General features: G+C 75.2%; 11 protein-coding genes. 3 read left to right on the top strand and 8 right to left on the bottom strand.

Annotated features, from left to right (window positions below):
* Positions 1 to 14: 14 nt before the first annotated feature.
* The 4 genes from qcrB to ctaE are packed head-to-tail and all read right to left on the bottom strand — an operon-like array spanning position 15 to position 4,340.
* Complete coding sequence (gene qcrB / locus HOP40_RS30620) at positions 15 to 1,727, bottom strand: cytochrome bc1 complex cytochrome b subunit (protein ID WP_172165645.1); 1,713 nt, start codon at positions 1,725 to 1,727, stop codon at positions 15 to 17.
* The gene (gene qcrA / locus HOP40_RS30615) at positions 1,724 to 2,863 is read right to left on the bottom strand and encodes a cytochrome bc1 complex Rieske iron-sulfur subunit (protein ID WP_172165642.1); all 1,140 of its coding nucleotides are present in this window, start codon (positions 2,861 to 2,863) and stop codon (positions 1,724 to 1,726) included. Before qcrA ends, qcrB begins: the two co-directional genes overlap by 4 nt.
* Positions 2,860 to 3,696 (bottom strand): cytochrome bc1 complex diheme cytochrome c subunit, encoded by an 837-nt coding sequence (gene qcrC, locus HOP40_RS30610; protein ID WP_172165639.1) that lies wholly within the window; start codon positions 3,694 to 3,696, stop codon positions 2,860 to 2,862. Before qcrC ends, qcrA begins: the two co-directional genes overlap by 4 nt.
* Positions 3,697 to 3,737: 41 nt before the next feature.
* Positions 3,738 to 4,340, bottom strand: coding sequence for an aa3-type cytochrome oxidase subunit III (gene ctaE, locus HOP40_RS30605; protein WP_172165636.1), 603 nt, complete (start codon positions 4,338 to 4,340; stop codon positions 3,738 to 3,740).
* 94 nt (positions 4,341 to 4,434) lie between these two features.
* Between ctaE and HOP40_RS30600 the strand changes: the two genes are divergently transcribed.
* Both HOP40_RS30600 and trpD read left to right on the top strand, forming a co-directional pair.
* Positions 4,435 to 4,869: a response regulator gene (locus HOP40_RS30600; protein ID WP_240157371.1), complete on the top strand. Its 435-nt coding sequence runs from the start codon at positions 4,435 to 4,437 to the stop codon at positions 4,867 to 4,869.
* Positions 4,862 to 5,914 (top strand): anthranilate phosphoribosyltransferase, encoded by a 1,053-nt coding sequence (gene trpD / locus HOP40_RS30595; RefSeq protein ID WP_205346975.1) that lies wholly within the window; start codon positions 4,862 to 4,864, stop codon positions 5,912 to 5,914. Before HOP40_RS30600 ends, trpD begins: the two co-directional genes overlap by 8 nt.
* 333 nt (positions 5,915 to 6,247) lie before the next feature.
* On the opposite strand, the gene HOP40_RS30590 is transcribed toward trpD, so the two are convergent.
* The 4 genes from HOP40_RS30590 to HOP40_RS30575 form a co-directional block, all read right to left on the bottom strand.
* Positions 6,248 to 7,075, bottom strand: coding sequence for a siderophore-interacting protein (locus tag HOP40_RS30590; protein WP_172165630.1), 828 nt, complete (start codon positions 7,073 to 7,075; stop codon positions 6,248 to 6,250).
* Positions 7,072 to 8,001, bottom strand: a complete 930-nt coding sequence (locus tag HOP40_RS30585; RefSeq protein WP_172165627.1) for an ABC transporter substrate-binding protein — start codon at positions 7,999 to 8,001, stop codon at positions 7,072 to 7,074. The genes HOP40_RS30590 and HOP40_RS30585 overlap by 4 nt, the downstream gene beginning before the upstream one ends.
* Before the next feature lie 70 nt (positions 8,002 to 8,071).
* Positions 8,072 to 8,350: an Lrp/AsnC family transcriptional regulator gene (locus HOP40_RS30580; RefSeq protein WP_172165624.1), complete on the bottom strand. Its 279-nt coding sequence runs from the start codon at positions 8,348 to 8,350 to the stop codon at positions 8,072 to 8,074.
* Between the two features lie 73 nt (positions 8,351 to 8,423).
* On the bottom strand, positions 8,424 to 10,121 hold the full coding sequence (locus HOP40_RS30575) for a DEDD exonuclease domain-containing protein (protein ID WP_240157851.1): 1,698 nt from the start codon (positions 10,119 to 10,121) through the stop codon (positions 8,424 to 8,426).
* A 262-nt stretch (positions 10,122 to 10,383) separates the two neighbouring features.
* On the opposite strand from HOP40_RS30575, the gene HOP40_RS30570 reads away from it, so the two are divergent.
* The gene (locus tag HOP40_RS30570; RefSeq protein ID WP_172165621.1) at positions 10,384 to 11,697 is read left to right on the top strand and encodes an NYN domain-containing protein; all 1,314 of its coding nucleotides are present in this window, start codon (positions 10,384 to 10,386) and stop codon (positions 11,695 to 11,697) included.
* Positions 11,698 to 11,751 lie beyond the last annotated feature (54 nt).

The following is an 11,751-nucleotide window of genomic DNA, read 5'->3' as shown; positions in this document are numbered from 1 at the left end:
TGCGGTGGAGCGGGTCAGTCGTCGGTGTCCTGCGGACGACCCTCGGAGCTGGCCGCGAGCTCGCGGCTCTGGGCGGTGCGGGCGGCGCGCTGGTCGTCGCCGTCGTGACCGCCGTGGCGGGCCGCCTCGGCCGCGGCCTCCTCGGCCTTCGCCCTCTCCAGCGCGAGGGTCTCCTCGCGCGGGTCGGGCGTGAGCAGCGAGCCGGGGACCGGGGCACCGCCCAGGCCGAGCTGGTTCATCCGCTTGGGCACCGGGGCGCCCTGGTAGGCGAGCGGGATCGCGTGCCCGTGGGCGTCGACCCCGGCGAGGGGCTGGTGCACCTCGATGAACTCGCCGTGCGGCAGGCGCTTGATGATGCCGGTCTCGATGCCGTGCTCGAGGACCGCGCGGTCGCCCTTCTGCAGGCCGATGCAGATCCGGTAGGTCGCCCAGTAGGCGACGGGCGGCAGGACCAGCAGGCCGATGCGGCCCATCCACGTCGTGGCGTTGAGCGACACGTCGAAGAAGTAGGCGAACCAGTCGTTGGCCGAGCTGATCAGCAGGACCATGTAGAACATGATCGCCATCGCGCCGAGCGCGGTGCGGACCGGCACGTCGCGGGGGCGCTGCAGCAGGTTGTGCAGGGCCCTGTCCTTGGTGAACCGCGCCTCGAGCCACGGGTACGCGCCGGCGACCACGAAGATCAGCGGCAGGAACGCGGCCGTCGGCCAGAACACCGCCGGGATCGTGTAGTCGCCCAGGTAGATCTCCCACGCGGGCCACAGCCGGGCCATGCCGTCGGACCAGCCCATGTAGAAGTCGGGCTGGGAACCCGCCGAGATCTGCGCCGGGTTGTACGGCCCGAGGTTCCAGATCGGGTTGATCTGGAGCAGGCCGCCCATGAGGCCGTTGACGCCGACGAACACCGCGAAGAACGCGCCGCCCTTGGCCGCGAAGGCCGGGAGGATGCGGACGCCGACCACGTTGTGCTCGGTGCGGCCGGGGCCGGGGAACTGGGTGTGCTTCTGATACCAGACCAGGCCGACGTGCAGGCCGATCAGCGCCAGCAGGATGCCCGGGAACAGCAGCACGTGGATGATGTAGAGCCGCGGGATGATCTCCGTGCCGGGGAACTCCCCGCCGAAGAGTGCCCACTGGATCCAGGTACCGGCCACGGGGACCGAGAGCGTGATGCCCGACGCGATGCGGAGGCCGGTGCCCGAGAGCAGGTCGTCGGGGAGCGAGTAGCCGGTGAAGCCCTCGAACGTGCCGACGAGGGTCAGCACGATGCCGATGACCCAGTTGGCCTCACGCGGCTTGCGGAACGCGCCGGTGAAGTAGGTGCGGAACATGTGCGCGACCATCGCGGCCATGAACAGCAGCGCCGCCCAGTGGTGCACCTGGCGGACGAACAGGCCGCCGCGCACCTCGAACGAGATGTCGAGCGTCGACTCGTAGGCCCGGGTCATGTGGACCCCGCGCAGGTTGTCGAAGACCCCGTCGTAGGTGACCTCGGCCATCGAGGGGTCGTAGAACAGAGCCAGGTACGTGCCCGAGAGCAGCAGCACGATGAAGCTGTAGAGGGCGACCTCACCGAGCATGAACGACCAGTGCGTCGGGAAGACCTTGTTGAACTGCTTCCGCATGCCCGCGGCGGGGTGGTAGCGCTGGTCGGCCCCGTCCAGGGCACCGGCGACGAGCCTGTTGCCACCGCCCCCGGACGTCGTCGGCGTGGTGATCGAACTCATGATCTCCGCTCCCAGAAGGCGGGTCCGACTGCCTCGCGGAAGTCGGCTGTGGCCACGAGGTAACCCTCGTCGTTCACTGTAATCGGAAGTTGCGGAAGCGACCTGGTGGCCGGACCGAAGACCGGCTTGGCGTACTCCGTGGCCAGGAACTGGCTCTGGTGGCACGGGCACAGGATCCGCTGGCTCTGCGTCTCGTAGAGCGACGTCGGGCAGCCGAGGTGCGTGCAGAGCTTGGAGTAGGCGTAGAAGTCGCCGTAGTGGTAGTCCTCCTGGCCGCTGCGCTGGGTCACCTGGGTGCCCGGGCGCAGGCGGATCAGCATGACCGGGTTGTCGGAGCGGCGCAGCGCGTGCAGCAGCGCCTCCTCGTCACCCCGCTCGGACTCGCGGAACGGGAACACCGTCTCCATCGAGCCCGGCTCCTGGTCCTCGGGACGGACCAGCGAGATCTCGTCCGGGATGCCGGTGTCGCGGCGCAGGTAGACGGTCTCGCCGTCGACGGGGCGCCAGCCGGTGGTCCACAGGGCGGCGAGCTCGCGGCCCTCCCACGGGTCGCGCACCAGCGGTGCGATCGCCGCGATGCCCAGCCCGAGGCCGAACACGCCGGCCGCGCCGCCCGCCGCGCGGGTGATCAGCTTGCGGCGCGCGATGCCGGTGTCCTGGCCCGCCTTCTGCAGCTGCGCGATGACCGTGCGGCGGTCGACCTCGTCGGAGGCACCGTCGTGGCGCTGCTGCACCGACACCTCGTCGGGGAAGAACTTCTTGACGTAGGAGATGACGCCGATGCCCAGCGCGAGCACGGCCAGGCCGAACGTGCCGCCGATGATCGGGGTGTACAGCGAGTACACGAGGTAGCCCGGCTCGAACGGCGAGACGTACTCGTAGGGCCAGAACAGGAACGCCACGAGGAAGGCCAGCCCGGACAGCGCCGAGATGATGAACCACAGGGCGACGGCCCGCTCGGCGCGCTTCTCCGCGCGGGTTCCCGGGACCGGGAACTTCCGCGCGTTGTGCACGACCTCGACGTCGTCGAGGTTCGCCGCCAGCGTGGCGAGCTGGTCCTGCGTCATGTCGTCGAGCTCGGCCGGCGTGGGACGGCGGGCGGGGCCGGAGGAGTGGTCCCGTTCGGAGAGGGTCATGACTTGGCTCCCAACCACAGCGCGACGCCGATCAGACCGGCCAGGCCGACGATGAAGGCGACGAGGCCCTCCGACACCGGCCCGATGCCGCCGAGCGCGTTGCCGCCCGGGTTGTTGTTGTTGTCGCCGACGGACTTGATGTAGGCGATGATGTCGGCCTTCTCCTCCGGCGTGAGCTGCCGGTCGGAGAACTTCGGCATGTTCTGCGGGCCCGAGAGCATCGCCGTGTAGATGACGGTCTCGGTGGCCGGGTCCAGCGTCGGCGCGAACTTGCCCGAGGACAGCGCGCCGCCGCGGCCGGTGAAGTTGTGGCAGGAGGCGCAGTTGAGGCGGAACAGCTCGCCGCCGCGCGCCGGGTTCTCCCCGCGCAGCTCCTCGCCGGTCTGCTGCGGCCGCGCCGGGCCGCCGCCGTTGGCCTGGATGAACGCGCCGAGGGCGTCGAGGTTGGCCTGGCCCTCCTCGGTCTCCGGGTCGAAGGCCGGGCGCGGGGGCTTGCGCTGCGCCTGGGCCTCCTGGCGGGCCAGCGGCATGCGGCCGGTGGAGACCTGGAAGTACGCGGCCGCGTCACCGACGCCGATCAGGCTGGGCCCGCGGTCGTTGACGCCCTGCAGGTTCGCGCCGTGGCAGGTGATGCACGCGTTCTCGTTGTAGAGCTGCTCGCCCCGGGCGACCAGGGCCGCGTCGGCCTCCTGGGCCACGGCGACCTGCGCCTGCGGTGTGGCGACGGTGTACAGCGCTCCGGCCGACAGCAGGCCGATGCCCAGCGCCATCGCGCCCGCGAGGCGGCGCCGGAACCGGCTGCGCGCCCCGCGCGTGTTCGGTGTGGTGGTCATCGATGCGCCCTCGGGTAGTTCCGGCATGTCTGTGTCTGCCATCAGCGGATGAAGTAGATGACGGCGAAGAGGCCGACCCAGACCACGTCGACGAAGTGCCAGTAGTACGACACGACGATGGCCGCGGTGGCCTGCTGCGGCGTGAACTTGCTCAGCTTCGTGCGCACGAGCAGGTACACGAACGCGACCAGGCCGCCGATGACGTGCAGGGCGTGGAAGCCCGTCGCCATGTAGAAGACCGTGCCGTAGGCGCTCGAGGCCAGCGTGGTGCCGTGCTCGGTCACCAGCGTGTAGTACTCGTACGCCTGGCCGAGCACGAAGAACGTGCCCATGCCCAGCGTGAGCAGGTACCAGCGGCGCAGGCCGAAGACGTCACCCCGCTCCGCCGCGAACACCCCGAACTGGCAGGTGAACGACGACGCCACGAGGACGATCGTCACCCCCAGCGCGTAGGGCACGTTGAGCTCGGTGGGGGCCGGGGGCCATTCGCCCTCGTTCTGGGCGCGCGCGGTGAAGTAGATCGCGAAGAGTCCGGCGAAGAACATCAGCTCGCTGGACAGCCAGACGATCGTGCCGACGCTGACCAGGTTGGGCCGGTTCAGCGAGTGGATCCGCGCGCTGATGTTGGGAGCCGCTGTCGTCACGAGGGCATTATGACCCCAGACCAACTTCTACAGCCTGTCGGGGACCCAACGGGTTCCTCATCGCAACGTCACGGCGCGGTCTAGAGTTCCGCGCGTGAACAGCCCCGTCGCCCCGGAGCCCCTGACCGTGCTGGTGCTCAGCCACCGGCCCGAGGTCCGCGAGGCCATCGTCAACGCCATCGGTCGGCGGCCGGCGCCCGATCTCGGGCGCGTCACGTTCCTGGAGGCGGGCGGGATCGCCGAGGTGCTCGCCGCCGCCGACGCCGGCTCGGTCGATCTCGCCGTGCTCGACGGCGAGGCCCAGCCGACCGGCGGCATGGGCGTGTCGCGGCAGCTGAAGAACGAGATCACGAACTGCCCGCCGATCATCGTCACCGTCCGGCGGCGCGACGACCGGTGGCTCGCGACCTGGTCGCAGGCCGACGCCGTGCTCGTGCACCCGCTCGACCCGATCACCGCGGCCGAGACCGTCGCCGACGTGCTGCGCCGCTCGATCGCCGGTGAGCTGCCCGTCGCGCACCGTGGCTGAGCAGGGCCCCGCGGCCCGGACCTGGCCCGCGCTGCTGGGCAGGCTGATCCGCGGCGAGGACCTCGACTCCGGCGACACCGCCTGGGTGATGGACCGCGTCCTGTCCGCCGAGGCCACGCCCGCGCAGCTCGCCGGGTTCCTGGTCGCGCTGCGCGCCAAGGGCGAGACGGCCGTCGAGATCGGCGGGCTGGCCGAGACGATGCTGCGCCACGCGAACCGGTTCTCCGTGCCCGGGCGCGCCGTCGACGTCGTCGGCACCGGGGGCGACCAGGCCCAGACCGTCAACATCTCCTCGATGTCGGCCGTCGTCGTCGCGGCCACCGGGGCACCGGTCGTCAAGCACGGGGGGCGCGCGGCGTCGTCGGCCAGCGGCACCGCCGACGTGCTGGAGGCCCTCGGCGTCGCCATCGACCTGCCCGCCGCCGGGGTGGCGGCCTGCGTCGCCGAGGTCGGGATCGGGTTCTGCTTCGCGCCGGTGTTCCACCCGGCGATGCGCCACGCCGCCGGCACCCGCCGCGAGCTGGGCGTGCCCACCGCGATGAACGTGCTCGGCCCGCTCACCAACCCCGCGCAGCCCGCGGCGGCGCTGATCGGCTGCGCCTTCCCGGCCCTGCTGCCCGTGATCGCCGACGTCCTGGCGGCGCGCGGCACGTCGGCGCTCGTCGTGCGCGGCGACGACGGCCTCGACGAGATCACCACGGCCGGCACGACCACGGTGCACGTGGTGTCCGGGTCGCAGGTGCGGGTCGAGACCCTCGACCCCGCCGCCCTCGACATCCCCCCGGCCACCCGCGAGGACCTGCGCGGCGGCGACGCCGGCGTCAACGCGGGGGTGTTCCGCGCCCTGCTGGCCGGCGAGCACGGGCCGGTGCGGGACGCGGTGCTGCTGAACTCCGCCGCCGCGCTGGTGGCCTTCGACGGCCCCGGCCCGTCCCTGGTCGACGACCTGCGCCGGGCCCTGCCGCGGGCGGCGGACGCGATCGACTCGGGGGCGGCGGAGGGCCTGCTGGCCCGCTGGGCCGAGGTGTCGACGAGCCTGCGCTGAGGCGCGCGCCCGCCCCGCCCGCGCGCCGCCCCCGCCCGCGCGCCGCCCCGCCCGCGCGCCGCCCCGCCCGCCGCCCCCGCCCGCACGCCGCCGCGCCCGCACGCCGCCGCGCCCGCACGCCGCCGCGCCCGCACCCCCCCGCCCCTCGCCTCCCCGCCCGCGCCCCTCGCCTCCCCCCCACTCCGGTGACAGTGGAGTGGCTTTACTGCCACTGGGCACCAGTAAAGCCACTCCACTGTCACGAGAAGGGAGGGCGGGGGGGTTGCGGGGGGGCGGGGCGGCGGGGTGGCGGGTGTGGGCGCGGGTGGGTACGGGGCGAGGGCGGGGCGGGTCTCAGGTGGGGCGGGGGCGGTCGTTCCAGTAGCCCTGCGCGCTCACCCGGCCCGCGGCGACGCCGGCCTCCACCAGCAGCGCCCGGACCCGGGCGACGCGGGTGCTCTCGGCCGCGACCCACGCGTAGAACCGCGGACCGTGCGCTGCGGCGGCCGCGCCGTGCGCCCGCGTCCACGCCTCGGCGGCGGGGAGCAGGCCGCCGCGCGGGAGCCGGGTCACCGCGACGCCGGGCGGGGCGGTGAGGCCGTCGGCGTCGGCCGGGTCGTCCACCTCGACGAGCGCCGTGCCGCCGACCCCGGGACCGAGCGCGGCGAGGATGCCGCGCAGGGCGGGCAGGGCGGCCTCGTCGGCGACGATCAGCACCGAGTCGGCGTCGCCCGGCTGCCACTGGACGCCGTGGCCCGGCCGGCCGCGGCGCACGTCCGGGCCGGAGAGCAGCAGGCGCTCGCCGACCCGGGCCGCGGCCGCCCACCGGCTCGCCGGGCCCGGGCGGGCGTGCACGAAGACGTCGACGTCGACCTCGCGCTCCGGCGCCCGCACCGCGCTCGGCGTGTAGCTGCGCAGGACGGGGCGGCCGTCGTCGGGCAGGTCCCGCCAGGTCGCGCGCCACTCCCGCTCGGGCACCGGCTCGGCGCGCGGGGCGAAGGCGGCGGGGTAGCCGTCCTGCGGCACGAGGAGCTTGATCCGCTGGTCCGGCCCGTGCGCGACGAAGTGCGCCAGCTGGGGCCCGTGCAGCGTGAGGCGCACGAACCCCCGCGAGACCCGGCCGACCGCGGCCACCCGGGTCTCGAACAGGGCGTTCGGCGACGCGTCGAAGGCTCCCGTCACGCGGCCGCGCCGGAGAGGATGCGCTCGAGGTCGTCGAGCACCGCGAGGCCCCCGCGCGGCCCGACGCCGGTGATCCAGAAGGACTGGTCGACGACGTGCAGGTCGGGGAAGGACTCGGCGCGCACCGCCGCGACGGCGGGCGGGACCACCGACTCGTCGCCCGCGGTGGTGCCGGTGACGAGCACGAGGTCGGCCCGGGCGTCCAGGACGAACTCCGGGGACAGGTCGACCGAGATCGAGCCCTCCCAGTCGCGCGGCGGGGTGGTGAAGCCGGCGCACTCGAGCGTGCTGCCGGCGAACGAGGTGGGGCCGTAGAGGGTGAGCTGGCCGTCGCGCGGGCGGATGAGCTGCGCGGTCCGGCCGGCGGTGCCGTACGCGGCGGCGACCTCGTCGCAGCGCTGGTCGTAGCGGTCGAGCAGGCCCTGGGCCTCGGTGTCGGCGGCGAGAGCCCGCCCGACGAACCGGACGTTGTCCTGCCACGGGTCGGCCTGGCTGGCCATGAAGACGGTCGGGGCGATCGCCGACAGCCCGTCGTAGAGCGCGCTGTGGCGCGACTCGGTGCCCAGGATGAGGTCGGGAGCCAGTGCGGCGATCGCCTCGAGCGACGGCTCGGCGACCGTGCCGACCGGCGTGACGGACCGCGCCTCGTCGCCGAGGTAGGCCGGGACGCCCGCCGTGGGGCTCAGCACGGCCGCCCCGACCGGGACGCGTCCCAGCGCGACGGTGGTGTCGAGCTGCACGGGCTCCAGCACGACGATCCGCTGCGGGTCGGCCGGCACCTGCGTCTCGCCGTGGGCGTGGGCGACGGTGCGCGGCGCGGGGGCCGGCTCCTCCGTGCCGGTGCTGCCGCCGCACGCCGACAGCACGAGCGCCGCGGCGACCGCGGCGACGGCCGCGAGCGGGCGACGGGGGTGGGTGGTGGGCATGGGGGAGCCGTCCTCTCGTCGGGAGCAGAGGTGAGGCTATCCTGACCACCAGGTGGGACGGCCCCCGCGCTCAGTCCAGGCCGACGGAGAAGGTGGCCTCGGTGTCGGCGCGGGAGTACGAGCGGAAGGCGATGTGGGTGTCGGTGCGCGTCACCCCGTCGATCTTGGACAGCCGCCCGGCGATGACGTCGGCGAGCTGGTCGTGCTGGGCCACCTTGACGACCGCGATCAGGTCGACGTCGCCCGCGCAGGAGTAGACCTCGCTGATGCCCTCGAGGTCGGCGATGGCCTGCGCCGTCTCCGGGATGCGGTCGGCGGCGGTGTGCACCATGACGATCGCGGTGATCACGGCGGGCTCCCTGTACGTCGGCGGGCCGGGGCGGGCGCGGCCCGGCGTGCCGACCGTAGCCCGTGGCGGGGCGTCAGTCGCCCGGCACCTCCAGGGGGCGGGCGCGCTCGGCCCACGCCGTCCAGGACGGGGCGCCGCGGGCGGGTTCGGCCCACTGCGGCTCGCTGTGCACCAGGCGCGTACCGCCGGTCGCCAGCCAGCGGTGCAGCAGCCGGACCTCCTCGTGCGGCGCTCCCCGCAGCGGACCCGGCCCCGTGAGGATCGTCTGCGCGCCCAGGCGCAGCGCGTCGATCACCGGCATCGGCGCCACCCCGCGCGGGGCCACCCCCGCCGCGGCCAGCCGCCCGTGCCGCAGCACCGCGACCTCCCAGCCGCCGCGCCCGTCGGGCCGGGCCCCGACCAGCTCGTCGACCTGCGCCAGCGCGGCGAGCCGCTGCGTGCGCGCCAGCGCGAGGATCAGCGCGGCCAGGCGGTCGCGCCGGACCGCCGCGTCCTCGAACCGCTCGCGCTCGGCCAGCGCGTCGACGGCGTCGGCGAGGCGGCGCAGCGGGGAGTCGTCGCGGCCGTCGACGAGGTCGGCCAGCGCGTCGACGGCCGGGGTGTACTCCGCCACCGTCTGCAGCCCGGCGCACGGCGCGGCGCAGCGGCCCATGTCGTGCAGCGCGCAGGGCGTGCCCGCGGGGCGCAGCGGGATGCGGGGCGTGCAGGAGCGCAGCGGCACGGCGTCGAGCAGCGTCTCCACCGCCGTGCCCGCCGCCCGCCGCGACGCGAACGGCCCCAGCGCACCCTCCCGCGGCGTGGTGACGACCGACAGCCGAGGGAACGGCTCGACGGTGGCGGCGACCCACCACCCGCGCTGCGGGTTGCGCGAGCGCCGGTTGTAGCGGGGCCGGTGCGCGGCGATCAGCCGCAGCTCGCGCACCGAGGCCTCCAGGGAGTGCGCGCAGACGACGGTGTCGACGCGCTCGGCCAGCGCCACCATGTCGCGCACGCGCCGCCGGCGCTCCCCGGCGGTGAAGTAGCTGCGGACGCGGCGGGCCAGGTCGCCGCTCGTGCCGACGTAGAGCACCTCGTCGCGCGGGCCCCGGAACAGGTACACCCCCGGCGCCGACGGGACGCCGCGCGCGAGCGTCCGCTTGCGCCGCTGCCCCGTGGTGGGCCTGTGCGGCGCGGAGTCCTTCGCGAGGGCGAGCAGCTCCTCCAGGCTCTGCACGCCGAGGTTGCCGATGCGCTCGAGCAGGTGGTGCAGCACCTCGACCGTGGCGGCGGCGTCGGCGGGGGCCCGGTGGTTGGGCGTGGTGGCGGTGCCGAACAGCGCGGCCAGCGCCCCCAGCCGCACGCTGGGGGCCTCCTCGCGGGGCAGCACGGCCCGGGCCAGGCGCGCGGTGCACAGCACGGGCGGCCGGGGCCAGGCGTGCCCGTGGCGCTCGCAGGCGGCGCGCAGGAAGCCGGTGTCGAACGGGGCGTTGTGCGCCACCAGCACCGCCCCGCGCAGGAACTCCAGCAGCGCCGGCAGCACGGCGGGGACCGGCGGCGCCGCCCGCACCATCGCCGTGGTGATCCCGGTGAGCGCGACGATCCCCGGCGGGATGCCGACGCCCGGGTCGACCAGCGTCGACAGCTCGCCGATCCGCTCCCCGCCGCGCACCTTGACCGCGCCGATCTCGGTGATCGAGTCCTTCTTCGCGGAGCCGCCGGTGGTCTCCAGGTCGAGCACGACGAACGTGACCTCGCGCAGGGGCGTGCCGAGCTCGTCGAACGACAGCTGCACCTCGCGGGGCGGGCGGTGCACCTCGGGGGGCGGGCGGGTCTCGCGCGAGGCCGGGGGAGCGGTCACGGGCCGCACGCTAGCGAGGCCCCCCGACAGAACCGGTCGAACATCGGTTCGCACCGTCGGACCGGCCGGGCGAACGGCACTCTCGCCCGGCGAGGTTGGGTGAGAGTGCCGTTCGCGCACGGGGGCGTCGGTCCCGATCCGGGGACCGCCCGCCGCGCCGCCGGTGGGACCCCGCGACCACGACTACCCTGGTGCGATGCATGCGACGTCCGCGTCCGACGGGGGGAGCCCCGTGGAGTGGTCGCGCCTGCCCGACGCCGTGCGCGCCCGGCTCGCCGACGTCGCGGCCACCGCCCTCGGCGGGATGCCCGCCACCGAGGTGCCGGTGCCGCTGCGCCGCCTCGCCCGCTTCACCCCCGCCAAGCGCGCGAAGCTCGGCGGCCCGGCGCTGCTGGCGGAGCTGACCGGCTCCACCGCGTTCCGCGCGGCCGTCGTCGCCTGGTGGGACGAGAACCGGCCCGGCGAGCTGGTCACCGGGGCCGACGACCCGCTGACGGCCGCGGCCGCCGCCGTGCTGGCCGGCGACGAGGCCGCGGCGCAGGCCGTGGCCGCCGCGGCGCACCGCGGGGACGTGGTGGAGCTGCGCGCCGAGCGCGACGCCGCGCTCTCGCGGGTCGACAAGCTGTCGGTCGAGCTCGAGCGCCTGCGCGGCGAGCTGGGCGAGGCCCGCGAGCAGGCCCGCTCGGCGGGCGACCAGCGCGACGCGGAGTACCAGCAGCTGCGCCGGCGCGTGTCCGAGCAGGGCGCGAAGCTGCGCGCCGCGCTGGACGGCCGTGCTGCCGCCGACCGGGTCGTCGAGGAGCTGCGGGCGTCGTCCGCGGCCGAGCTGGCGGCGGCGCGGGCCGAGGTCGAGCGCGAGCGCGGGCGGGCGGAGCAGGAGCGGCGGCGGGCCGACCGGGCCGCCGCGGAGGTCGCGGCGGCGCGGCAGGCGGCCCGCGAGGCCCGGCAGGCCGACGAGGTGCGCCTGGGACTGCTCGTCGACACCCTGGGCGGGGCGGTCGCCGGCCTGCGGCGCGAGCTGGCGCTGGGCGGGGGCGGCCCCCGGCCCGGCGACCTCGTCACCGGGGCCGGCGCGGCGGCGGGCGGCGGCGCGGTCGACGGCCTCGCGGCGCTGGACGCCCTGCTCGCGGTGCCCACCGTGCACCTGGTCGTCGACGGCTACAACGTCAGCAAGACCGGCTACCCCGAGCTCACCCTGGCCGACCAGCGCACGCGGCTGGTCGGGCAGCTCGCGGCGCTGGCCGCGCGCACCGGGGTCGAGGTCACCGTCGTGTTCGACGGGGCGGGTGTCGTCGCGGCACCGGTCCGGGGCTCGCGCGGGGTGCGAGTGTTGTTCAGCGACCCCGGCGTGATCGCCGACGACGTCATCCGCTCGCTGGTGGCCGCCGAGCCGCACGGACGCCCCGTCCTGGTGGCCACGTCCGACGCCGCCGTCGTCCGGTCGGTGCAGCGGCGCGGGGCCTACACCGTGCCCTCCACGGCGATCCTCACGCGGCTCGTGCGCGGCTGACCCCCGGAAACTGTCAGGGGTCGCTCCTAGCGTCCCCCTCCGACGGCACCGAGC

Source organism: Pseudonocardia broussonetiae (assembly GCF_013155125.1).
Classification (GTDB): Bacteria; Actinomycetota; Actinomycetes; order Mycobacteriales; family Pseudonocardiaceae; genus Pseudonocardia; species Pseudonocardia broussonetiae.
Note: the sequence above shows the minus strand (reverse complement) of the source record. Positions and strands in the feature narration are given on the sequence as shown.